This is a genomic window from Microvirga pakistanensis, from assembly GCF_004458765.1.
In the GTDB taxonomy this organism is placed as follows: Bacteria; Pseudomonadota; Alphaproteobacteria; order Rhizobiales; family Beijerinckiaceae; genus Microvirga; species Microvirga pakistanensis.
The window spans coordinates 1-223 of record NZ_SPJX01000258.1; the positions used below are offsets into that span (position 1 = coordinate 1).

General features: G+C 64.1%; 1 protein-coding gene. It reads right to left on the reverse strand.

Going from position 1 to position 223, the window contains the following annotated elements:
- Positions 1–223, reverse strand: a 223-nt coding sequence (locus E4K09_RS14760; RefSeq protein WP_134498249.1) for a cytokinin riboside 5'-monophosphate phosphoribohydrolase, incomplete at both ends; no start/stop codon positions are given.

A 223-nucleotide genomic window follows, 5' to 3' on the forward strand; every position in this document is an offset into this window, starting at 1 on the left:
CACCACATCGTCGAGAAAATCCGCGAGCCTGTCGTAGAATCCGGCGACATTGAGCAGGGCGCAGGGCTTCTTATGATAACCGAGCTGGGCCCAGGTCCAGACCTCGAACAATTCCTCGAACGTGCCGAGGCCGCCCGGCAGGGCGATGAAGCCGTCGGAGAGTTCCGCCATCAGCGCCTTGCGCTCGTGCATGGAGCCGACCACCCGCAGGTCGCTCAGGCCC